A 22,784-nucleotide genomic window follows, 5' to 3' on the forward strand; every position below is an offset into this window, starting at 1 on the left:
CTCTTGCTTGCACGTACGAGAGAGTGCTCACCAAATCTGCAGATGCTCTGATCGACTCGATGAGCTTACTTGGATGGAATCGACTGGAAGCGGAATCCGCCTTCTCCCAAAGTTCTGAGGAGCTCTTCCTTCAAGTCTCCTCGAGCCGACACCTGAATCGGAGTCGCGATAATCGCACGGATTCGAGAAGTCGTTGCTGATGCTGTTTCGGTGGCTGTCCCCTGAGAATCAAAACCATTTGATTCTCGTTTGCCGTTGCCGTTCTGTTTAGGATCGTTCGTCTCGACGACAATCGTGACCGGTGTTTTGCCTGGGAATCGCCCGAGCAGGTCTTTCACTCGCTGCATGTCGTCTACGGTGTGCAGTCCGCGTTGGAACCGAACGGCAATTTGCTGAGTGAATTCCTTCTCTGCTTCATCGAGTGTGTAGAGCTTGTTGACGATGACATTCGGTTCGCGGCCACGTAGGTCGATGCGGCCTTTGACGACGACGATTTGTTCTTGAACGACTTTCTCGCCAATCGCAGCAAAATCGTCCGGCCAGAGGATGCATCGCACAACGCCGGTCGAGTCTTCAAGGTCGAAGTTCACATATTTGCTGTGACCGTTTCGCGATGGGTTTTTCGTTTGAGCCTTCTTGATGGAAGAGATCATGCCACCCAACGTGACTTCCTTTTGGTCTCCCAGATCACGCAGATCCTTGACCATGTTCTGTGTGAACGTGGCGATCTGATCGGCAAATTCGGTGAGTGGATGAGAAGTGAGATAAAAGCCCAGCACTTCCTTTTCACAGGCGAGTTTGTAGCCGTGCGTCCAGTCTTCTGCGACTGGCATCGTGATATCTGTTTCGATGGAGCCATCATCTTTGGATGAGTCACCACCGAAGAGAGACATTTGGCCTTTGGCGAGGTCTCGCTGTTTCGCGATCGCAGCCTGAACTGCCCGATCGATCGCCAAATTGTGCTGCTCCCGATTGAATCCGAATTCGTCCAGTGCTCCCGCCTTGATCAGTGTTTCGAGAACACCTTTCGTCATCGCCTTGGGATCACATCGTTCGCAAAGATCGAAGATGTTCTTGAACGGTCCGTTCTCATTGCGTTCATTGACCATCGAGTGCATGGCTGCTTCACCGACCCCTTTGACGGCACCCAATCCGAACCCGAGTTTGCGAGTGGGAGGATCGGTGGAGTCGTCGACGATCACTGTGAATTCGACGTCGCTGCGGTTGACATCTGGTGGAAGAATTTCGATTCCCATGCGACGGCAGTCGTCGGTGTGCTCTGAAATTCGCTCGCTTGATTCCATTCCACATGACAGCAAAGCTGCCATGAACTCTTCTGGATAGTGTGCTTTCAGGTAGGCGGTCTGATAGGCGATCGCTCCATAAGCGGTTGAGTGCGATTTGTTAAATCCGTAGCCCGCGAACTTCTCGATCAGGTTCCAAATTTCCTGAGCCTGTTCCGCAGGCATGTTCTGCGTTTGGGCTCCTTCGATGAACTGGTCGTGGAAGCTGTCGATGATCTCCTGCTTCTTTTTGGAGATCGCTTTAATGCACTTGTAGGAACTGGCGAGCTCAATTCCGCCGAGGCGGTTAAGAATTCGCATCACCTGTTCCTGATAAACCATCACGCCGTACGTTTCCGCCAGCACTTCATCGACGATCGGGTGCACGGTCGGGACCGGTTCGCGCTCGTGCTTGACGTTGACATACGTCATGACCATGCCCCCCTCGAGAGGACCCGGTCGATACAAAGCGGATGTCGCGATGATGTCGGCGAATTTATCCGGCTTCATCTTGGTGAGGAGGTCTCGCATCCCTCCAGATTCCAGCTGGAAGATGCCTTTCGTTTCACCGCGTTGCAGCAAGGCAAACGTCTGTTTGTCGTCGAGCGGAAGATCTTTCGGAACGATGTGAACTCCGCGATGCTTGGCGACGTTTTTGACGGCCTTGTCGAGGATGGACAGGTTTCGAAGCCCGAGGAAGTCCATCTTCAACAGCCCGGCAGTTTCCACATCCGTCCACTGCGTCAGGACGTCATCCTTTCCGGAAATCTTCTGCAGCGGGACGTAGTTCTCAAGCGGCTTATCCGCGATCACCACTCCGGCCGCGTGCGTTCCAGCAGACTTCGCTAAGCCTTCCATCGCCATCGCGAAATCGAGGAGTTCTTTGATCTGTGAGTCGGTGTCGTAGGCCTGTTGAAGTTCGACGCTCTCCTTGAGCGCATCTTTCAACTTGATGTTGAGCGTGTCGGGAACCATCTTCGCGATTTCGTCGGCTCGTTTGAGCGGAACGGAAAGAGCACGCGCGACGTCGCGAATCGCAGCTTTGGCTTTGAGGGTTCCGAACGTTCCAATCTGAGCGACGTTCTCGCTTCCGTATTTATCCTTCACGAACTGGATGACGAGTTCTCGTCTGTCTCGGCAGAAATCGATGTCGATATCCGGTGCTTCTGAACGGCTTGGGTCAAGAAATCGTTCGAACAGCAAGTCGTACTTGATGGGGCAAACATCGGAGAGACCGAGCAGGTATGCCACAATGGCCCCGCACGCAGAACCTCGAGCGGTACAAGGAATCCCGTTGTCGATCGCGAATTGAGCGAAGTCCCAGACGATAAGGAAGTAGCTGGAGTAGCCCATCCGTTCGATCACGCCGAGTTCAAAATCGAGACGTTCTTTGTAAACCGGGTCGGCGTCTGCGCCGTATCGATCGACGAGAGCTTTCTCACAGACTTCACGCAAGTACTGGACGTCCGTCTTCGATTCCGGAGGATGGAAAACTGGAAAGTGACGCGTGGTCAGATCGAGATCGATGTCAACACGGTCGGCGATTTCCTGTGAACGGGCGACTGCATCCTCCTGTCGGGAGAAGGCTTCGTACATTTGTTCGGGAGATCGAATGAAGAGCTGGTCTGTTCCGATCTTCATTCGGTTTTCATCGCTTCGATACGATTTGGTGTTCACGCAGAGGAGAACATCGTGCATGTCTGCATCGTCGGAGCAGAGGTAGTGCGCGTCGTTCGTGGCGACGAGAGGCAATCCCATTCGATTCGCAAGATCGGTGGTCGCTTCCGCGCAGGATGTCTGAATCTCGACACCCCCATCCTGGATCTCCATGTAAAACCGATCACCGAAGAGATCGGTGTACCAGCGAGTCAATGACTCTGCTTTTTCCTTTTCGCCAGCGAGCAAGAGGCGTGACAATTCACCGGAAGCGCAACCGGAAAGACAGATGATCCCCTCGTTAAATTCTTCCAACAGTTCTTTGTCGATACGCGGCTTGTAATAGAACCCTTCAAGGTACGCTCGCGATGACATTTTGACGAGATTTTTGAACCCCTGAGCATTCATCGCCAGAAGCGTCAGGTGAAAACTCGCGTCTTTCATACGCGACGCACTTCGGTCAGTACGATGACCGGGAGCGATGTAAGCTTCGTATCCGAGGATCGGATTGACGTCGTTCTTGCGGCACGTCTGGTAGAACTCAAGCGATCCGTAAAGGTTGCCGTGATCGGTGATCGCGCACGAGTTCATCCCGAGATCTTTGACCTTGTTGACCAGATCCGGGATTCGGTTTGCACCATCAAGAAGCGAGTAATGAGTGTGGCAGTGAAGATGGGCGAACGGACGAGAACTCATTGTTTTACCGATTCCGTTTGGAAAACTTGATCGAAGCAGGCGATCGAGAAGTCCGCCGAAGACTCCTCAGCAGATGTGTGAAAAGGATTGTATCAACATCCAGTTGACTCGTGCGACCGTCCTCTCAACCACAAGTCAAGATTCGTGGATTCTCGGAGCACACGAGAATCGGTTCGTGCGGGTGAACGGGTTTTTCGTAGATAAAAAACAAGTCAACCAGCGAAGAAACTGGTTTCAGCGCCTGCTACGTCGGCTCATCCGGGAAGTGTTGAATGGACTGGAAGGCGCAACAAAAAACACCGCTCTCGAAGAATTCGAAAGCGGTGTTGAGATGATTGTCGAACTCAGCTTGCTTAGCGTCGTGCTTCCTGAATTCGCTGACCTGTGAAGTAGTACACTTTCGGGTCATCGATGATCCACGGAGTCGACCAGGTCTTCCCATCGTCGGCAGAGCAGACGTTGAAGAAGATCGTGTTGAAGTGTGTTCCCGCGATTGTGTACGGATACTGCGAAGTGATGAAATCGCGTGGTGTCAGATCGTCAACTCCAGGGCTGGCGTAGTAGTGGCATCGAGCATCCGGAGTAACGCTCATTCCGAATGTCCACCAACCGGTTTCCTTGATGATCGGACCATCGACTTCGTGTCCCAACTGGTTGGCCCGAATCAGGATTTTGGCATAGGGCTCGCCGGTTTTGTTGTTCGGGTCTGAAGCTGGCACGTGATAGATGAAGAATCCTGGGTAGTATGGCTCCATCTTTGTCGTTGTTTCCTTGCGCAGACGACGGAAGAGACGACGGCCGAAACCGAGCGATTCGACTTCTTCTTCAACTGGTCCCTGCATTCCGGAACGAATTCCGAAGGTCACACCCGAGCGTTGTTCCCACTGATCCCAACTCGGTAGATAAACACGCACGGTGTAGTTGGGAGAGTAGGAGAGAGTCATCGGCTTCGCAGCCAGAATGAAATCGTCCTGAGCCTGTTTGAATCCGGGGCGTCCCGGGACTCCAGTGTCTCGGCTTCTGAGATACAAAGCCCCTTTGCTGCCTTCGAGTCCGCCTGCGGGCGTTTCGACTCGTTTCACAACGTCGGGCATTCCGCGCTTGGGGCTTTCCATCCACATGTTGTTGCTGGAACGGCCGAGAGGATAGCGAACGTTTTCGTCTTCCTCTTTACTGCTTTTGGGCCAGTTCATGTCGAACGAAAATGATTCGTCTTCGAAGTCATCAGTGTTGATGAGCGTGCCTGTTCCGGGAACAACTTGTGCTGTGACAACTGCAGGTGGCAACAGAACTGGTGTTGTGAGGAGCAGGACTCTGAGTAGCAAAGGGGATCTGACAATCATCACAGGGTTTCCATCCTGGAGGCCAATATTCACGGTCTTGTGAATGAGTGTGAGGGCTTGAACAGCTTTGAGTCTTCCGACGCCAATCAAGGTTGTGCGCTTGCCGAGTGGCGAATCGTGTGGTGTGGAATGGGCGTGACTCTCTTTTCGTATCGGATCTTCCGTTTGGGAAGAACAATCAATCACATGGAAGACTGATCAGAGTGTTCGGAGCGGTTTTGCGGACTGCGCAAACTTTGAGGGTGCGCGGATCTGGGAGAGGAGTGCTCATTGGAGCGAGAGGACTTTCAGCGCGCAGCAGCTCGGCGGGTGCTACGCACTCCATCCATCGACACAAGCGGAACGGTTTATTCTTCGTCAGCTGGAGGCGCAAACCCGCGTCGCATCGTGTTTTCGGTCACCGAAACCGGAAGCATGAACTGCTGGAGATAGTCGGGACCGCCAGCTTTGGTTCCAATTCCGGACATGCGAAAACCTCCGAAAGGATGTCGCTGGACGATCGCTCCTGTGATTCCCCGGTTGAGATACAGGTTTCCGACGAGGAACTCGTTTCGAGCTCGTTCCAGATTCTTCGGGCTCCGACTGTAGATTCCGCCGGTCAACGCATAATCGGATTCGTTCGCAATCTGCAGTGCCTGATCGAGATCTTTGGCTTTCTGAATGGCCAGCACGGGGCCGAAGATTTCCGCATCGAGAATTCGGGAATGCTCCTCCTGAACTTCAAATAAGTGCGGGCCGATGAAGTTACCGTCAGGAAGGTCTTCGCTGAGGTCGACATTGACAATTGCAGCGCACTCTTCGTGTCCGATTTCGATGAAATCCTGAATGCGTTCGTAAGCTTCCTGGCTGATGACCGGTCCGAAATCGGCACCCGGATCAGTGGCTGGTCCGACCTTCAGGCTTTCGATCGCTCCGGTCAGGCGTTCAAGAAATGTGTCGTACACGTTTTGAAGAACGATGACTCGAGAGCACGCCGAACACTTCTGCCCGGCGAAGCCGAATGCTGACGAAACGACTCCCTGAACGGCATCGTCCAGGTCAGCGTCGTCATCGATGATGATCGCGTTCTTGCCGCCCATTTCGGCAATGACTTTTTTGACCCCATGGTGTTGTGATTCGGGATTTGCAGCTTGTCGGTTAATTTCCAGTCCGACTTCGCGAGAACCAGTGAAGGCGATGATGTCGACGTCCGGGCTGCCCACGAGCGTAGGGCCGATTTCTTCTCCGATTCCGGGGAGGTAGTTCAAGACTCCCGTGGGAAGTCCTGCGTCGCGAGCCATCTCCATCAGCTTAAATGCGATAATCGAAGACTCTTCGGCAGGCTTCATGACGACAGTGTTTCCGGTGACCAGAGCAGCAGTCACCATTCCCGTGAGAATCGCGAGTGGAAAGTTCCACGGAGAGATCACGACTGCCACGCCTCGCGGTCGGTAGAAGAGTGCGTTTTCTTCGCCGGGATAGTCGCAACGCAGTTCAGCGTCGAGATCGCGCATGGCCAGTGCGTAGTACCGGCAGAAATCGATTGCTTCCGAAACCTCAGCGTCAGCCTCGATCCATGGCTTTCCGGTTTCGTACACCATCCATGCGATGAGTTCAAAGCGACGTGATCGCATTTCGGCAGCAATCAAATCGAGATATTCAGCCCGGTGGTCAATCGGAACTTTTTTCCACTGGGTGGAAGCACGCAGGCAAGCGGCGATCGCCTGTTCCGCTTGGTCGGGGCTGGCTGCGGCGATTGCTCCAAGTTTCAGTTCTTTGTTGAAGGGGCATCGCGCAACGATGTGGGCTCGTCCGTCCTGAGCTTTGCCATCGATATTGAGCGGGTAGTCCTGACCGAACAGCTCTTCAACATCTTTGAGAGCCTGTTTCATGTCGTCGCGATTCTCTTTGCGACTGAAATCCGTGTTCGGCTCGTTCTGAAACTTGGTCACGTTGAGCGTTTTGCGATAATCTTCCAGTGACATTCCCGACTCCAAATCTCTTTCACCGTTCACGCATGAGTTGGCGAACGTTTCTTCTGCGCAATTCTGCCAAGCACTTCAGGATCTTGACGATGTCACTTCCCGTCAAGGACGTAAGTCGCGACGATGGAGAAAGTTTTCAGAACTCGTTCGACTTTCAGATTTCGTCTGCCCCAGGAATCCTTTGGCATCAGAGACCGCTAATGTTTGAGCTGGAAAAGATTCAGGAATCGCTTCAGGAACTCGGCCTGGATGGATGGCTGTTGTATGACTTTCGAGGCAGCAACCAGCTGGCCAGAAGAGTCATGAAACTCTCCGACGATTCAATGGGATCTCGCCGATGTGCTTACGGGATTCCAGCGGTCGGTGAGCCTGTCCGCATTGTGCATCGGATTGAAAGTTCGTCTCTCGATCATCTTCCCGGATCAAAGTCGATCTATCTCCGCTGGCAGGAATTCGAAGCAGCGATTCAGGAATTCGTCGAGGGCAAGAAACGTGTTGCCATGGAATACTCGTTTCAGAACGGGAATCCGTATGTCTCTCGAGTCGATGCTGGCACAGTGGAACTGGTTCGATCGTTCGGCGTGGAAGTGATTTCGTCGGGAGATTTGATCCAACTCTTTGAGGCCGTTTGGACGAACGGACAATGGGAGATGCATCAGGCAGCTTCGAAGGTGACCAATGCTGCATTCGATCTGGCCTGGAAGTCGATTGCCGATGCTGTTCGGTCAGGCGAGGGAATTGAAGAAGCAGCGGTTCGGGATGTGATCATGGATCACTTCGCGCGTCACAAAATGACGACTTATCATCCCCCGATTGTGGCTCGCAATTCTCACTCCGGAATGCCGCACTACGAGACCGGGACGGGTGACGACACGCTCATTCGTTCCGGCGATTTTGTGCTGATTGATTTGTGGGCCAAGCTGGATCAGCCAAACAGCGTGTACAGCGACCTGACGCGAACGGGTTATGTTGGGGAAAACGTCCCGGAAGAATATGTGCGAATCTTTGACATCGTCGCAGCTGCCAGAGACGCGGGAATTGCGGCTGTCGAGGCAGCGATGGAATCCGAGACTCCACTGCCGGGAGCGCGCGTCGACGATGCTGTTCGTGAGGTGATCGAGAAAGCTGGGTACGGCGAGTATTTTACTCATCGCACAGGGCACAACATTGGCCAGGAAGTTCACGGCAACGGTGCACATCTCGACAATCTGGAAACACGAGATGAACGGCTCATTCTCCCGCGGACGTGTTTCTCGATCGAACCCGGGGTTTATCTCGAAGAGTTTGGAGTCCGCAGCGAAGTCGATGTTTATGTCGATGAAAACCGGAAAGTGCATGTCACCGGCGGGCTTCTCCAGAAAGAAGTGATTCCGATTCTCAGTCAGTACTGATGCAGTCGGTGACGGAGATTCGACGCGAGCTGAATTGAATCACCAGCTTGGTCCGGTCCCGTTTGAATTGTCGTGGATCGGGCAGGGTGTCAATCAGTGCGCCAGCGTTGTATTTCCGACACTGGATGCCCACACTCATGATGTGGCGATTACAAGCCCTTTGCTATTCACGCTTCCTCAACAGAGCAGGTGAAATCGATGGCCCATCGAATTCGATACATCATGATCGGCGGTTTTCTTGGTGCAGGTAAGACGACGACGCTTGGAAAACTCGCTGCTCACTATCGAGAGCAAGGTCTGAACGTCGGAATTGTCACCAACGATCAAGCGACCGATCTCGTCGATACGAACACACTGCGCGGCATGGGATTCGAAGTCGGTGAAGTCGCTGGTGCTTGTTTCTGCTGCAACTTCAACGAACTCATCGACACGATGGGGAATCTTTCCGCCGAGCAGCGGCCGGACGTGATCCTCGCGGAACCGGTCGGTAGCTGTACCGATCTCGTCGCCACCGTGATTCAACCGATCAAGCAACTCTTCGACGCAGAATTCGACATCGCGCCTTACCCGGTGATCCTCAAACCGAGTCATGGAATCCGGATTCTCAAAAATGAGCAACGCGGCGGATTTTCTCCTAAAGCAGAGTACATTCTGAAGAAGCAGCTCGAAGAAGCGGACCTGATCCTCATCAATCGAATTGATGAGTTGACCAGTGAAAAAGTCGATGAGATCTGCGCCCTGTGTGACGAACAGCTACCTGGGACGCCGCTGATTCGTATGTCTGCAAAGACTGGTTCCGGAATTCCGGAGTTGGTTGAGTTTCTCTCGCAGGATGGCGACTTCGGACGAAAGATCCTCGACATTGATTATGACATCTATGCAGACGGAGAAGCGGAACTCGGTTGGCTCAACAGCAGCTTGACGCTGACCAGTGAAAACGAATTCGATCTCGATGCGTTTCTGTTTGGTGTTGTTGAGACACTGCAAGCGAAGTTGCACGAGGCTGATCTTGAGCCTGCCCACTTGAAAGCGATTGGTCTTTGGGAAGGATTTTTTGGCGTTGCGAATCTGATCAGCAGCGATACCAAAGTTGAATTGTCTCTCCCCTCAAATCAAAAGGCGCGTAACTCGGAAGTGATCATCAACGCGCGAGTCGCCTGTGATCCGGAGCTTCTGGAAACGCTCGTGAATGAAGCCGTCGCTGATGTCGCTGCGAAGCAGAACGTGAACTTCGAGTTCCGTCAGACGCAGCGATTCCGTCCGGGACGTCCCGTTCCAACACACCGCCTCTCGACTCCAGTCGGGTCTTGATTGATTCGGTCAAAACGTGGAAACAGCGATATACCTGGACTGTGAGCTGACATGATGTCTCGATCACTGCTTGTGACTTTGTGTACGTACAACGAACGTGAGAATCTCGAACAGCTGATTCCTGAGATCTTCGAGCACGTTCCTGAGGCGTCCATTCTGGTTGTTGACGACAATTCGCCTGATGGAACAGGCGAATACGTCGATGAGCTCGCTCGCGACAATCCCCGAATTTACGCGATTCACAGGTCAGGCAAACTTGGCTTGGGAACAGCGACGGTCGCAGCATTCAACTACGGCATCGAACACAAGTTCGACCTGCTTTTGAATCTCGACGCCGACTTCTCGCATCCGCCCCGCTTCATGTCTTCCATGATTGAGAAGGCGGAAGAGTACGATGTCGTGATCGGCTCACGCTATGTTCCCGGCGGTGAAATCGTCGGCTGGGGACCGAAGCGTCACATGATGAGTCGCGGGATCAACTTCTATGCGAAGGCAATGCTGGGATTGAAGACGCTCGACAATTCCGGGAGTTTTCGATGCTATCGCGTTCCGAAGCTCGCTGAGGTGGACTGGTCGCAATCGAAAGCGAAGGGGTATGCGTTTCAGGAGGAGATTCTCTACCGGTTGCGGCGCGTGGGTGCGACGTTCGCGGAGGTCCCGATCACGTTCGAAGAGCGAAGGTTCGGAGTCACGAAGATCAACATGAAAGAAGCGGTTTCGGCTGCATGGGTTCTCATGAGCCTCCGCTTCCGCAGTTGACGAAGCCACTCGATTCACTTGTCGAGACGTATCGGAAGATCGGTGTGTGTTGATGTGAAGTGGTCGGCCCGTGCTTGAAGTGTGGCCGGAAATGAGACAGCATTCTTGAATCTGAGAGAGTTGGCCGCAATCGCGCTCAGAGAAACAAAGATCTCTTGGAGAAGGTTCCACAGATCGCTTCAATTCTCAATATGCGCGTGTATCATTTGATCGCGTGTGGTGACGAGTTTGTGTTCACAAGCTCGAATGATGTCTTCCTTTAAAATTCTTGATGACGTTCCCTTGTTGAACTCTCTGTGATTATTGGCTTGTCGCAGACTTTGAACTTCCAAGGGCCATCGAGTTGGACCACTGAGAGGAGAGCGAGACCTTCGCTCTACCAAGACCGTATGCCGATTCGGATCCGACGAGGCCTCGACCTGCCGATTTCTGGAGTCCCTGATCAAGAGATTGATCGCGGGGCGGCTGTGACACGCGTAGCGCTGCTGGGAGACGACTATGTTGGCATGAAGCCGACCATGCTCGTGCAGGTTGGTGATTCGGTCGAACTCGGCACCCCGCTGTTTGAAGACAAGAAGAATCCCGGAGTCACTTTTAACTCGCCCGGTTCTGGCCGCGTTGCTGAAATCAATCGTGGCGACAAGCGTCGATTTCAATCGGTTGTCGTCGAGCTTGAAGGGGATGCTCAGAAGAAGTTCCAGTCATATCAGAACAGCGACTTGCAGACTCTCGAACGTGAGGCTGTGGTCGAAAATCTCGTTCAATCCGGGTTGTGGACTTCATTTCGACGTCGCCCGTACAGCAAAGTGCCGAAGCGAAGCGAAGAGCCTTTCGCCATTTTTGTTCAGGCAATGGACACTCGGCCTCTCGCCGCATTTCCCGGCTTGATCATTGATGAGCACCCGGCTCACTTTCGATACGGCCTGCAAGTCCTGACAAGATTGACTGCCGGCGCGGTCTATGTTTGTTCGGCACCTGGTTTCAATATTCCCGGTACAAATCCTGATGATGCTCCGGTTGAAGGCGTCGAGCTGCGACAGTTCGACGGTCCACATCCGGCCGGACTTGCTGGAACTCATATTCATAAGCTGGCTGCTGCCAGCGAAAAGCGTCCTTCCTGGTATTTGAACTATCAGGACGTGATTGCGATCGGAAAACTGTTTGTCACTGGAGAATTGTTCGTCGATCGAGTGATCTCCCTGGCGGGACCTCAAGTGACAAAACCTCGTCTGTTGCGAACACGAATCGGGGCATCGATTGATGAATTAACTGCTGGAGAACTTGCTTCCGGTGAGAATCGAGTCATCTCCGGCTCCGTTCTGCGAGGGTCTATCGCCGAAGGGCCTTATGCCTACCTGGGACGATACGATCTGCAGGTTTCTGCTTTGCTCGAAGGTCGCGATCGCGAGTTTCTCGGATGGCAGAGCCCTGGATTCGACAAGTTTTCCGTCAAGCCTGTCTATGCCTCCGCAGTTGCTGGAGACGGACAGAACTTTGCAATGACCACCAATCGCAACGGAAGTGATCGAGCGATCATTCCGATTGGGATTTACGAACAAGTCATGCCTCTCGACATTGAGCCGACCGCACTTGTGAAAGCGCTGCTGGTGGGTGACACGGAGCAGGCGCAACTCCTCGGGGCAACAGAGCTTGACGAAGAAGATCTCGCGCTCCTCACTTTTGTTGATCCGGGTAAACACGATTTTGGACCTGTCCTGCGGGACGTGCTCACTCGAATTGAGCGAGAAGGCTAGGTTCAGTGCGTGCTCAATCGCACGACTCGAATCTGAATTGACTGAGATAGCACCGGATCTTTGATCGAAATTTTGTGACCCACTGTTGATCAGCCGACTGGCACCCCATGAAGTTCCTGAGGAAAAAGCTCGACGAGCTCCACACCCACGTCAAACCGGGTGGGAAGTATGAGAAATTCTATGCCATCTACGAGATGGCAGACACGTTTCTCTATACCCCAGATCTCGTGACGCGTGGCCAGACCCATGTCCGCGATGGACTGGATCTCAAGCGGATGATGATCATGGTCGTCGTCGCGCTGGGTCCTTGCATCCTGATGGCCATGTACAACACTGGCTATCAGACCAATGTCGCGATTCAGGCACTTGTCGAGAGTGGCGAAATTTCACAAGCGACCGCTGGTGGATGGCGGGGCGCGATCATGGACCCCATCGGTTACAGTCCAAGCAACTTCGTTTCCTGTTTCCTTCTGGGAGCGTTGTACTTTTTGCCGATCTTCATCGTGACGCAAATTGCCGGGGGGGCTTGCGAGGTGATCTTTGCCTCGATTCGCAAGCATGAAATCAACGAAGGTTTCCTCGTCACAGGGATGCTGTATCCGCTGACATTGCCGCCGACTGTCCCGCTCTGGCAGGTGGCGATCGGAATTATCTTCGGTGTGGTGGTCGGAAAAGAGATCTTCGGTGGAACGGGGAAGAACTTCCTGAATCCTGCGTTGACGGCTCGAGCGTTTCTGTACTTTGCATATCCAGCTCAGATGAGTGGGGACAAAGTTTGGGTTGCCACACCTGTTGATGGATACTCAGCTGCGACATCGCTCGGAGCACTGGCCGATCCCGAACAAACAGCGGGAATGGCTGTGATTACTGAACAACTGGGAATTTCCTGGTCACAAGCGTTCTTCGGATTCATTCCCGGATCGATGGGCGAAACATCGACTTTCGCCTGTTTGCTCGGGGCGATCATTCTCGTCGCGACCAGAATTGGATCGTGGCGAATCATGGTGAGTGTTCTCGTGGGAGCACTCGGATCAGCCTGGTTGTTCAATCTTGGCGTGACTGCTGAAACTCCGAACATGTTCCTGATGCCTCCGCACTGGCATCTGGTCGTGGGAGGTTTGGCATTCGGTTTGGTCTTCATGGCGACCGATCCCGTTTCGGCGACGATGACCGAAACAGGCAAATGGGTTTACGGTCTCGTGATCGGAATCACGACAACTCTTGTCCGTGTGATCAATCCGGGTTATCCGGAAGGGATCATGCTGGCGATTCTGTTTGGAAACGTGGTCGCTCCCTTGATCGATTACTGCGTCATTCAACTTAACATTCGACGAAGGCGAGTTCGCTGTGGACTCTGAAAACGAACTGAACGACAACTTGAACGACGCTGCGGAGGAAGCTCAGGAGAGTTTCAATCCGAACAGCTTCATCGGCACACTTTCTGTCGCCGTAGTCTTGTGTCTGGTCTGCTCTCTGGTCGTCTCGGTCGCAGCTGTTGCTCTGAGGCCGATTCAGCAGCGGAATCAGGAAAACAAGATGAAGCGCAACGTTCTGATTGCAGCTGGCTTGTGGGATCCCAAAACGTCCACTGATCAAGACATCCCTGAGATGTTCAAATCGATCGAAACAGTGGCTGTGAATCTACCCGGCCGTGCTGAAGATGCTCCCATTCCAGGGACGTTGAACGAAGAGACTGACCTGAACACCTACAATCAGGTGAAGGCGGCCAAAGACCCTGACCGGAGCGTTTTCATCGCCAATGACAATGTCGACGACATTGCCGGAATCAAACGACGTGAAGTCGTGGGACTGGCCTATCTGGTGAACGACTCTTCCGGAAAGCTGGAGTCGGTCGTCGTTCCGATTTACGGAAAAGGATTGTGGTCCACGCTATACGGGTACATCGCACTCGATGCAGATTGTCGAACAGTCCGTGGGATTACGTTCTATCAGCACGGGGAAACACCCGGTCTGGGTGGAGAAGTCGACAATCCGAAATGGAAGGCCCAGTGGGTTGGCAAAGAGATTGTCAGTGCTGATGGTGTGCCTGATTTGAAAGTCACCAAACCCGGAAACGCAACTAAGGACAATCAGGTCGATGGTCTTTCCGGGGCAACGATTACGTCGAGTGGTGTCGAAAGAACTGTGCGATATTGGCTGGGAGAGGATGCCTACGGGCCATTCCTCGATCGAATTCGCGAAGAGTCGGTAGCGGTAGTTCAGTAACAAGTATGAGGAAGTGAAGCGAGCAACACCGGTGAGTGAAACCTGTTCGCTTCATTTGAAGAGTATCAAATATGGCAGCCAGTAAGACGACTGACGTACTGTTTGACCCCGTCTTCAAGAGCAACCCGATTGCCCTTCAGGTTCTCGGAATTTGTTCTGCGCTGGCCGTGACGACTCAGCTCGATAAAGCCCTCGTCATGTCCCTTGCGGTGACTGTTGTTGTCGCTTGTTCGAATGCGATCATCGCATTGATTCGGAACTTTATCCCGAACAGCATTCGTATCATTGTGCAGATGACCGTGATTTCATCACTGGTGATCGTCGTTGACCAAATCCTGAAAGCGTTCGTTCCGTCAGTCGCGGATCAGCTCTCCGTGTTCGTGGGGCTAATCATCACAAACTGTATCGTGATGGGACGAGCGGAAGGCTTCGCGATGAAGAACGGAGTTCTCCGAAGCTTCCTCGACGGTGTCGGAAACGGATTGGGTTACTCATTGATTCTGATTGCGGTTGGATTTTTCCGGGAACTGCTGGGATCGGGGACGTTGCTGGGGTTCACTGTTCTGCCGCTCGCTACAGAAGGTGGCTTTTACATCCGAAACGGTCTGATGTTGACTCCGCCTAGTGCGTTCTTCCTGATTGGATTCTTCATTTGGATCTTGCGAGCGTTCCGAACGGATCAGGCAGCAAAAGATCCGACACGAGATTGAGAAATCAACGTTCTTGTCTGAACGAAACAAACGAGCACTAACAGCGACACTTGAATTTGTCACAGACAGTCAGCGTCACAGAGTTTGCAAAACAGAGCAGCGAACGACAGAGACTAACCGAGGTTGAGGTCAGAAAATGACGCTCGAAGAAGTAGGCAGTATGTTTTTCAAGTCAGTGTTCTCAGAGAACCTGGCTCTCGCATTCTTTCTGGGAATGTGTACGTTTCTGGCTGTCTCCAAGACCGTCAAGAACGCATTCATGCTGGGAATTGCGGTTATCGTCGTGCAAGGCGTGACGGTTCCCGTGAACAACATCATCTTTCGTAATTTTCTTCGCGAGGGAGCTCTTTCCTGGACGGGGAATGAATACCTGCAAAACGTCGATCTCAGCTTCCTGGGATTGATCAGCTTCATTGGCACAATTGCGGCCATGGTGCAGATTCTGGAATTGTTTCTGGACCGCTATCTGCCCGCTCTCTACAACACTCTTGGAATTTTTCTGCCGCTGATCACAGTGAACTGTGCGATTCTAGGTGGTTCGCTCTTCATGCAGGAGCGTGATTACACGCTTGCAGAAAGTGTGACTTACGGATTTTCGAGCGGAATTGGTTGGGCGCTGGCCATTTGTTGCCTGGCTGGTGTTCGTGAAAAACTCAGGTACAGCGACATTCCGGAAGGGCTTCGCGGCCTCGGAATTACCTTCATCACCGTCGGATTGATGGCGATGGCATTCATGGCATTTGGTGGAATTGATATCTGATTCGAGTTGTCGCCCGACTCGCTTCTTCACCCTCAACCTGATCTCGCAATCGTGATTGAAATCCTCCTCGGCATTCTGTTCTTCACCGTGATCGTCATCATTCTGGTGCTGTGTATCCAGTTGGCGAAGAAGCTTCTTGTTCCGTCTGGTGATGTCACCATTGTCGTGAACAATCAGAAGACTCTGACCGTGCCAACCGGCGGCAAGCTTCTGAATGCACTTGCGGAAAATAAGATTTTCGTTTCCTCTGCCTGTGGAGGAGGCGGAACGTGTGCCCAGTGCAAAGTGAAGATTCACGCTGGGGGTGGAGACATCCTGCCGACTGAAAAGACACACATCAACAAGAAGCAAGAACGTCAAGGCGAGCGGCTTTCCTGTCAGGTGACTGTGAAGCAGGACATGGAGGTTGAAGTTCCTCCAGAAGTCTTCGAAACGAAGAAGTGGGAATGTACGGTTCGCTCGAACAACAACGTTGCCACATTCATTAAAGAACTCGTCCTGGAACTTCCTGCTGACGAAGCTGTCGACTTCAAACCGGGTGGCTACATCCAGATCGACGTTCCTGCACACGAAGTCAATTACAAAGACTTCGCAATTGAAGATGAATACCACGAAGACTGGGACAAGTTTGACATCTGGCGATTCAAGTCAGTTGTGAAAGAGCCGGTTTATCGTGCTTATTCAATGGCGAACTACCCAGGGGAAAAGGGCGTGATCATGCTCAACGTGCGGATCGCATCTCCGCCGCCGCGCATGCCGGATGTCCCTCCAGGAAAGGTTTCGAGCTATATCTTTGGACTGAAGCCGGGTGATAAAGTGACCATTTCTGGTCCTTATGGTGAGTTCTTCATCAAAGAGACACAGAACGAAATGGTGTACATCGGCGGTGGTGCTGGAATGGCTCCGCTACGTTCACACATTTTCGAATTGCTGAAACAGCAGGACAGCGAACGCAAGATCTCGTACTGGTACGGGGGACGTTCATCTCGTGAATTGTTCTACGTCGAAGAGTTCCGAGAGCTGGAAGAAAAGCATCCGAACTTCAAGTTCAACATCGCGCTTTCAGATCCGCTGCCTGAAGACAACTGGACCGGCTACACCGGGTTCATCCACCAGGTTCTGCATGATGAGTATTTGAAGAACCATCCTGCTCCGGAAGATGTGGAATACTACATCTGTGGTCCGCCGATGATGCTTCAGGCGGTGTTGAATATGCTGGACAGCCTCGGAGTTGAACCGGACAATATCGCTTACGACGACTTTGGTGGATAATGTCAGTTCCGCTCTTCGGAGCGGAGCGTTTCCACGAAAAGTCTCTCCGGCTCCGGCTTTCTTGCGTTCGGCGAGTTGAACCTGATGTACTCGTTTTTCAGCGTTCAGGTCAGCGCAGCAAACGATGAAAACGAATCGTGAGGCGGGGTCGTCTGTGTTTTGAAGTTGCGGCAGTCTCTTCGTGAAGTATGCTGCAAGTTGAACGTCCGTCTGGTTCAAGGGGGCTCAATGTGAGTCGAAGTATCTGGGTTGGGTCATTCGAGGAGCTGGGCCCAATTGTGATCCCAATTCGGGAGCAGGTCTTCGTCGTTGAGCAAGGAGTCCCACCGGAAATCGAGCGAGATGACCGGGATGCTGTGTCTCAGCATGTTGTCGTCGTTGAAGACGGGCTGTTCGTCGGAACGGGTCGCATCGATCTGGAACACGATGGAAAAATCGGCCGTCTGGCTGTCCTCGAGCGGTCCCGAAATCGCAATTTCGGCACGCTGATCATGCGGGCTCTCGAAGAAATCGCTATGCGAGAAGATCTGGTGAGCGTCTGGCTGCACTCTCAGATTGCGGTCGTTCCGTTCTATCAGCATTTAGGGTACGCCGAAGACGGAGATGAATTTACCGAAGCGGGCATCTCGCATATTCCAATGCGGAAGAAGCTATGAGGTGGCTTCAAGGACTCTTTGCAGCAGAATAGAACCAAAATAGCTCTGAAAACAAAAGAAGCCCTCCGGATCGAAGATGATTCGGAGGGCTTCTGTCTTTTGCGGACTAGCCATGTTGCACGACTGACGTCGATTGCTGGCAGCTAATTCCCGGAATTTATTACTCTTCGAGTTCCGGTCGGGCTGGTCGGTCTCTGCGTTCTTCAGGATTACCTCGTCCGAAACCGGGACGATCACCGTCTCCGCGTCGGCCGCCGGCTAATGCTTCGAATTCCTCAGCTGTCAGCTTTCCGTCGCCGTTCGCGTCCAGTCGATCGAAACCCTCAGCCATTCGTTCGGGGGCTTCTGACTTTGAGATGGCTCCGTCTTTGTCGGTGTCAAATCGGTCGATGAAGCCCTGCATAGGATTGAATCCTCTGCCGGGGCCTTCTCCGCCCGGTCCGCGATCACCGAATCGGCCGCGTGGTCCACCTTCGGGGCGATCACCGTCACGTCGGTCACCTTCTGGGCGGTCGCCTTCGCGACGGTCCCCATCAGGTCGATCTCGTTCAGGACGATCCGAGGCACCCTCTGGACGATCGCCAGATTCTGGTCGACCGAATGGAGGGCGTCCGTCTCCACGACCCATCATCATTCCCATTTGTCTGTCGCCATCGGATCCCATGAGTTCCCGGTTGTCGAGTTCACCGTCGTCATTGGCGTCAAGTTCGCGGAAGAGTCGTCCCACTTCGAGTGCTTCGGCCTTGCTGATCGATCCGTTACGGTCAGCGTCCAGAATTCGCATGAACGCAAATCCTCCGCCACGTGGTGGGCGACCGAAATCGGGGCGGCCATCTTCACGACGATCGCCATCTTCTCGGTCGCGTCGATTACGAGGGTCATCTCGTTCTTCTCGCTCTGAGCCATCACGTCGCATGGCTGACTCTTCGTCGTCACGAGATGGTCGATCGCCTCGATCTCGTCCTCGCATTTGACTCATCTGTTCGAGGTCAATTTCATCGGTTCCGAGTCGATCCATGATCGACTGCAGGCGTTCTCGCATCTGTTCTGGAGCTTCGTCGATGGTGAGTTTGCCGTCTTCGTTTTTATCAAAGCGAGCGAAGAAATCCGCTCCACCCATTCCACCGGGGCCGCGGCCTGGTCCAGCTCCTGGACGTCCCTGACCGAATCGGCCCTCACCTGGGCGGCCCTCTCCGGGCCGTCGACCTGGATCTCGATCCTGCGGTGCGTCGTCTTCAGTGAGAGTGGCTTGATATTCTGCTTGAGAGAGTTTTCCATCCTCGTTTTTGTCGCCGGAGCGGACGAGGCGATCGAAGAATCGTCGCTGGGCTTCGGGAACTTCCTCAGCGGTCAGGATTCCGTCTTTGTTTTCGTCGAGGCGTTGGAAAACATCATCCGCATCTTGTGCAAAGAGTGGGACTGAAAGCCCGCAGGTCGTCAGCGCGGTTGCGAGCAGTGTCAACCGAATCATGATTAAATTCCTCGTGTTGGAGAATTTGAGAGAGAATTGAGTTTGAAGGGTCGTTGGGATTCAAACACCGCAAACATTGCAATGTTTCGAAACACTTCCGCTGAACACCCGAACCCCACTCAAAACCTGAATTTTCGAGAAAAACTTGCACAATCTCAGTCCTCCTCTTGAGGAATCGGAATTGAGCGTACGTATAATTTGAGAGGAGACATTCTGCGCAGATTCAGCTGCCACGTTTCTGAGAGGATGCCGTTTCGTATCTCTTATTCAGGGATTCTCTCACCTGTTTGGTCTTTCATATGTTTTGAGATGTGAGGTGACTCGTCATGGTTCAAGTGATGGAAAGTCCCGAAGTTGAAGCCACAGAGAGCGTCAATCTTCCATTGGACTCGGGGATCGGAGCCGACGAATACGGCGATTTCAATTATCGCCCGGTTCCCGTGATTGCGGTGTCCGGGCTTGTGGTGTCGCTACTCTCCTTCATCGGAGTGTTCGTCTGGCTGGCACTTCCACTGTGCCTGGTTGGACTCGTGTTAAGCGTGGCTGCGTTTGTCGTCATTCGACGTTCCAAGGGAGCCTACGGCGGAACGTTTGTCGCTGCCTCCGGAGCACTATTGTCGACTCTGTTTTTCGTCGGTGGAATTGCACTTCAGATTTACATCTATCAGACAGAGGTTCCCGACGGTTATACTCGCGTCAGCTTTGTGAAAGACATCGCTGGTAAGCCGCTTGTTCCTCAAGGGGAAGTGGCAGATGTGCATCCGGATATTAAGTCGCTGGATGGCGAGAAGATCTTCCTGAAGGGATACATTTACCAGACAGGCAAGATGAAAGACTTGCAGTCATTCCTGTTTGTGAAAGACAATCAGGACTGCTGCTTCGGAGCCAACCCTGCCGTCACTGACCGAGTTGGTGTGTTGATGAAAGAAGGCAACTCGATTGACTACGTCGGCGGAAAAGTGGCGATTGCTGGAACGTTCCGAATCAACAATGAGTTCTCGAACACTGATCAGTTGGAGCCGCTGTACATTCTGGATGGAGAACTGTTTACCACCCGGGTCAGCGATTTCTAATTCGATTGACGGAAGGATCGCACTTGCTGCGAATCGTTGAGACCTTGTCCTCAGCTTGCGTGTGATTTGACTTCAGGTGCTCACGGGCAGGTGGAATTTACTTCTCACCAGACAGCCTTGAAACGACTGGGAGACCTCTCAACTGATGTTTAACATTTCGGAATCAAACGCTTCATACCAGTTGATGAGTGACTCGGTCCGGTTTCTGACTCTTCTCGCGGTCGTTGTGTCGATTAGCATGCTGGGATGTTCCAGTCGAGACGATGCATTTCGTGAAATCGAAGTGTCTGACAATTCGGTCGAAGATTCCGAAACTGATGCGTCGCCGCAAGCCGACGATGCTGCTTCCGAAGAATCGTCTGACGCTGAGCTGAACGAAGGCGTCGATCCTGAAACTGTTGTGGTCGACCAAACAGCATCTCAAGGTGAACCAGCAGAACCGATCGAAGCTTCGAACACTCAGGCGGAAGCATCGTCAGGACAAGACCCCGGCGAAGATACTTCTGACGCTGAAGAGGAGCCAGTACCAACTCCAAGCGTGAACTCCGAGGAGTCTCTGGCAAGCGCTGAGGGAAGTGATTCTCGACCCGCTGAATCGGAAAACTCGGAGGCAGATCCTGCGTCTGAAAAAGACGATGAAACGGAACAGCCTGAGAAGACCAAGCCGTCTCCGGCTCGCAGCCTCGAGGAAGAAATGGCTGCGATGCGAGCGAAGCTGCTTGGACTCCCGGATGATGCTGCCGGCGGAGAACCAAGGGAAATCAAGTTGTTGATCCCGAATAAAGAGTTTGTTCGCGACGAAAAAACTGGGGCGCTCCGAATCACTTTTGATGACATTGATCTCCTGAAAGTGTTGAACATGGAGCCTGTTCCAGTCGACGCGGACAAGCATCTACCGAACTGGCTGACAGAACTCGATGGGCAGCGGATCGTCTTGCGAGGGTGGATGTTCCCGACGGTCAAGTCGGAAGGGATTCAGCGGTTCTTGTTCGTTCGAGATAATGGCATTTGCTGTTTTGGACGAATGGCCAAGCTTTATGATAAACTGGGGGTCACCTTAAAAGAGGGCGAAACAACTCGGTACATTGAAGGTCGCCCGTTTGATGTCGTCGGGACATTCGTTCTTGACCCGTGGATTCTCGATGATGAACTCGATCTGCTCTACCACATCGAAGATGCGAAAGTGCTCGATCAGTAAGAGCAGACCTCTGAAGTGATCATCACGAAAAGGATAGTTTGCATGTTGTTCTCATCTGCTCATCGTCTCGTCGTCGCGGCGTTTCTCAGTTGCGCACTGATGGTCGGAAGTTTCGCGTCGGCCTGCCCGTTTTGCTCAGCTCCGTCGTTGACTCTGACTGAGCAATTGAATGCTTCTCAGGCGGCGGTCCTCGTTCAATGGGCTGGCGGAGATGAACCGAATCGAGAAAAGAGCTTCTCGGGGACCACGAACTACGAGATCCTGGAAATCGTCCACGATGAGTCGGGGAGCCTCGAAAAAGGGCAGGTTCTGAATCTCGACCGGTATCGAGCTGCTCAAAAAGGAGATTTGTTCGTCCTGCTCGGAACACTGAGTGATGCTCGAATCGAATGGAGCAGCCCGCTTGAAGTGACCGAGGCCAGCTACAACTACATGCGGCAAGCTCCGACCAAGGAAGTGGCGACAACTCAGCGTCTGGCGTACTTCATGAAGTTTCTGGAGTATCCGGACAAGCTGATTGCAGATGATGCCTACGGCGAATTTGCGAATGCACCCTACGAAGACATTGTTCCATTGCGGTCAGTGATGCCGCGTGATGATCTGCGAGGCTGGCTCAGCGACCCTCAGACAACTCCGACTCGATACGGTCTTTACGGGCTGATGCTCGGTTTGTGCGGGCAGGAAGAAGATGCCGAGTTTCTGAAGAACATGATTCTGGAAGAGACCGACGATTTCCGTCTTGGCATTGATGGAGTCATGGGTGGATATCTCGTTTTGACGGGAGCCGAAGGGCTCGATGTCATCGATGAGTCAAAACTCGCAAATCGCGACGTCCCGTTCAGTGAGACATTTGCAGCCATGCAGGCGCTGCGATTCATGTGGACCTACGGTGATGGAGAGATCTCCCCCGAGCGACTTCGCCAGTCGATGCGAATCCTGCTGGACCGTCCGAATCTCGCCGATCTGGTCATCGTCGACCTCGCTCGATGGAAAGACGTGAGTGTGATGGATCGGCTGATTACGATTTACAACTCTGAGGAGTACAACGTTCCCTCAATCAAGCGTTCGATCGTCCGGTATTTCCTGATCACAGAAAAGGACTCGACGACGACAGCAGAGGGGGAAGTCCCGGAGCATGTTGCAACCGCCAAGGCATACCTCGCGAAACTTCGTGAAGAAGATCCGAAGACCGTGAAGGCGGCCGAGCGTTACTTCTTTGACTAATCGGATTCCGAGCTGTTAGCCCCGCTGCAGATTGGCG

17 protein-coding genes are annotated in these 22,784 nt (G+C 53.0%); 13 read left to right on the top strand and 4 right to left on the bottom strand.

Features of this window, described 5'->3' with window-relative positions; all coding sequences use genetic code 11:
• Positions 1-65: 65 nt before the first annotated feature.
• The 3 genes from dnaE to AB1L42_RS08295 all read right to left on the bottom strand — a co-directional run bounded on the left by dnaE (position 66) and on the right by AB1L42_RS08295 (position 6,942).
• Positions 66-3,635, bottom strand: coding sequence for a DNA polymerase III subunit alpha (dnaE, locus tag AB1L42_RS08285; RefSeq protein WP_367053236.1), 3,570 nt, complete (start codon positions 3,633-3,635; stop codon positions 66-68).
• Positions 3,636-3,988: 353 nt separating this feature from the next.
• Positions 3,989-4,978: a hypothetical protein gene (locus AB1L42_RS08290; protein ID WP_367053237.1), complete on the bottom strand. Its 990-nt coding sequence runs from the start codon at positions 4,976-4,978 to the stop codon at positions 3,989-3,991.
• A gap of 347 nt (positions 4,979-5,325) precedes the next feature.
• On the bottom strand, positions 5,326-6,942 hold the full coding sequence (locus AB1L42_RS08295; RefSeq protein WP_367053238.1) for an L-glutamate gamma-semialdehyde dehydrogenase: 1,617 nt from the start codon (positions 6,940-6,942) through the stop codon (positions 5,326-5,328).
• A gap of 200 nt (positions 6,943-7,142) precedes the next feature.
• Here AB1L42_RS08295 and AB1L42_RS08300 point away from each other — a divergent pair, with 200 nt between their 5' ends.
• From AB1L42_RS08300 to AB1L42_RS08345, 10 genes are all read left to right on the top strand, one after another.
• Positions 7,143-8,333 (top strand): M24 family metallopeptidase, encoded by a 1,191-nt coding sequence (locus AB1L42_RS08300; protein WP_367054811.1) that lies wholly within the window; start codon positions 7,143-7,145, stop codon positions 8,331-8,333.
• A gap of 198 nt (positions 8,334-8,531) precedes the next feature.
• The gene (locus tag AB1L42_RS08305; RefSeq protein ID WP_367053239.1) at positions 8,532-9,644 is read left to right on the top strand and encodes a GTP-binding protein; all 1,113 of its coding nucleotides are present in this window, start codon (positions 8,532-8,534) and stop codon (positions 9,642-9,644) included.
• 51 nt (positions 9,645-9,695) lie between these two features.
• A complete protein-coding gene (locus AB1L42_RS08310) occupies positions 9,696-10,403 on the top strand; it encodes a polyprenol monophosphomannose synthase (RefSeq protein WP_367053240.1) in 708 nt (235 codons plus the stop codon).
• 389 nt (positions 10,404-10,792) lie between these two features.
• A complete protein-coding gene (locus AB1L42_RS08315) occupies positions 10,793-12,157 on the top strand; it encodes a Na(+)-translocating NADH-quinone reductase subunit A (protein ID WP_367053241.1) in 1,365 nt (454 codons plus the stop codon).
• A 107-nt stretch (positions 12,158-12,264) separates the two neighbouring features.
• Positions 12,265-13,515 carry an NADH:ubiquinone reductase (Na(+)-transporting) subunit B gene (locus AB1L42_RS08320; protein WP_367053242.1) on the top strand — a complete coding sequence of 417 codons (1,251 nt, stop codon included), beginning with the start codon at positions 12,265-12,267 and terminating at the stop codon, positions 13,513-13,515.
• Positions 13,505-14,383 carry a Na(+)-translocating NADH-quinone reductase subunit C gene (locus AB1L42_RS08325; protein ID WP_367053243.1) on the top strand — a complete coding sequence of 293 codons (879 nt, stop codon included), beginning with the start codon at positions 13,505-13,507 and terminating at the stop codon, positions 14,381-14,383. The genes AB1L42_RS08320 and AB1L42_RS08325 overlap by 11 nt, the downstream gene beginning before the upstream one ends.
• A gap of 71 nt (positions 14,384-14,454) precedes the next feature.
• Complete coding sequence (locus AB1L42_RS08330) at positions 14,455-15,093, top strand: NADH:ubiquinone reductase (Na(+)-transporting) subunit D (protein ID WP_367053245.1); 639 nt, start codon at positions 14,455-14,457, stop codon at positions 15,091-15,093.
• A gap of 136 nt (positions 15,094-15,229) precedes the next feature.
• Complete coding sequence (nqrE, locus tag AB1L42_RS08335) at positions 15,230-15,853, top strand: NADH:ubiquinone reductase (Na(+)-transporting) subunit E (protein WP_367053247.1); 624 nt, start codon at positions 15,230-15,232, stop codon at positions 15,851-15,853.
• A gap of 54 nt (positions 15,854-15,907) precedes the next feature.
• On the top strand, positions 15,908-17,125 hold the full coding sequence (gene nqrF / locus AB1L42_RS08340; protein ID WP_367054814.1) for an NADH:ubiquinone reductase (Na(+)-transporting) subunit F: 1,218 nt from the start codon (positions 15,908-15,910) through the stop codon (positions 17,123-17,125).
• Positions 17,126-17,403: 278 nt separating this feature from the next.
• Positions 17,404-17,781 (top strand): GNAT family N-acetyltransferase, encoded by a 378-nt coding sequence (locus tag AB1L42_RS08345; RefSeq protein WP_367053249.1) that lies wholly within the window; start codon positions 17,404-17,406, stop codon positions 17,779-17,781.
• Positions 17,782-17,941: 160 nt separating this feature from the next.
• Here AB1L42_RS08345 and AB1L42_RS08350 read toward each other — a convergent pair whose 3' ends face one another.
• The gene (locus tag AB1L42_RS08350) at positions 17,942-19,252 is read right to left on the bottom strand and encodes a hypothetical protein (protein ID WP_367053251.1); all 1,311 of its coding nucleotides are present in this window, start codon (positions 19,250-19,252) and stop codon (positions 17,942-17,944) included.
• Between the two features lie 326 nt (positions 19,253-19,578).
• On the opposite strand from AB1L42_RS08350, the gene AB1L42_RS08355 reads away from it, so the two are divergent.
• From AB1L42_RS08355 to AB1L42_RS08365, 3 genes are all read left to right on the top strand, one after another.
• Positions 19,579-20,325 carry a hypothetical protein gene (locus tag AB1L42_RS08355; RefSeq protein WP_367053253.1) on the top strand — a complete coding sequence of 249 codons (747 nt, stop codon included), beginning with the start codon at positions 19,579-19,581 and terminating at the stop codon, positions 20,323-20,325.
• Between the two features lie 145 nt (positions 20,326-20,470).
• Complete coding sequence (locus AB1L42_RS08360; RefSeq protein ID WP_367053255.1) at positions 20,471-21,523, top strand: hypothetical protein; 1,053 nt, start codon at positions 20,471-20,473, stop codon at positions 21,521-21,523.
• 42 nt (positions 21,524-21,565) lie between these two features.
• On the top strand, positions 21,566-22,747 hold the full coding sequence (locus AB1L42_RS08365; protein WP_367053257.1) for a hypothetical protein: 1,182 nt from the start codon (positions 21,566-21,568) through the stop codon (positions 22,745-22,747).
• Positions 22,748-22,784: the final 37 nt, after the last annotated feature.

The sequence above is a fragment of the Thalassoglobus sp. JC818 genome, assembly GCF_040717535.1.
Classification (GTDB): Bacteria; Planctomycetota; Planctomycetia; order Planctomycetales; family Planctomycetaceae; genus Thalassoglobus.

What these genes read in the sequence shown, in the direction of transcription:
- dnaE (WP_367053236.1), bottom strand. Translation starts at nt 3,635, where the DNA reads ATGAGTTCTCGTCCGTTCGCCCATCTTCACTGCCACACTCATTACTCG.
- AB1L42_RS08290 (WP_367053237.1), bottom strand. Translation starts at nt 4,978, where the DNA reads ATGATTGTCAGATCCCCTTTGCTACTCAGAGTCCTGCTCCTCACAACA.
- AB1L42_RS08295 (WP_367053238.1), bottom strand. Translation starts at nt 6,942, where the DNA reads ATGTCACTGGAAGATTATCGCAAAACGCTCAACGTGACCAAGTTTCAG.
- AB1L42_RS08300 (WP_367054811.1), top strand. Translation starts at nt 7,143, where the DNA reads ATGTTTGAGCTGGAAAAGATTCAGGAATCGCTTCAGGAACTCGGCCTG.
- AB1L42_RS08305 (WP_367053239.1), top strand. Translation starts at nt 8,532, where the DNA reads ATGGCCCATCGAATTCGATACATCATGATCGGCGGTTTTCTTGGTGCA.
- AB1L42_RS08310 (WP_367053240.1), top strand. Translation starts at nt 9,696, where the DNA reads ATGATGTCTCGATCACTGCTTGTGACTTTGTGTACGTACAACGAACGT.
- AB1L42_RS08315 (WP_367053241.1), top strand. Translation starts at nt 10,793, where the DNA reads ATGCCGATTCGGATCCGACGAGGCCTCGACCTGCCGATTTCTGGAGTC.
- AB1L42_RS08320 (WP_367053242.1), top strand. Translation starts at nt 12,265, where the DNA reads ATGAAGTTCCTGAGGAAAAAGCTCGACGAGCTCCACACCCACGTCAAA.
- AB1L42_RS08330 (WP_367053245.1), top strand. Translation starts at nt 14,455, where the DNA reads ATGGCAGCCAGTAAGACGACTGACGTACTGTTTGACCCCGTCTTCAAG.
- nqrE (WP_367053247.1), top strand. Translation starts at nt 15,230, where the DNA reads ATGACGCTCGAAGAAGTAGGCAGTATGTTTTTCAAGTCAGTGTTCTCA.
- AB1L42_RS08350 (WP_367053251.1), bottom strand. Translation starts at nt 19,252, where the DNA reads ATGATTCGGTTGACACTGCTCGCAACCGCGCTGACGACCTGCGGGCTT.
- AB1L42_RS08355 (WP_367053253.1), top strand. Translation starts at nt 19,579, where the DNA reads ATGGTTCAAGTGATGGAAAGTCCCGAAGTTGAAGCCACAGAGAGCGTC.
- AB1L42_RS08360 (WP_367053255.1), top strand. Translation starts at nt 20,471, where the DNA reads ATGTTTAACATTTCGGAATCAAACGCTTCATACCAGTTGATGAGTGAC.
- AB1L42_RS08365 (WP_367053257.1), top strand. Translation starts at nt 21,566, where the DNA reads ATGTTGTTCTCATCTGCTCATCGTCTCGTCGTCGCGGCGTTTCTCAGT.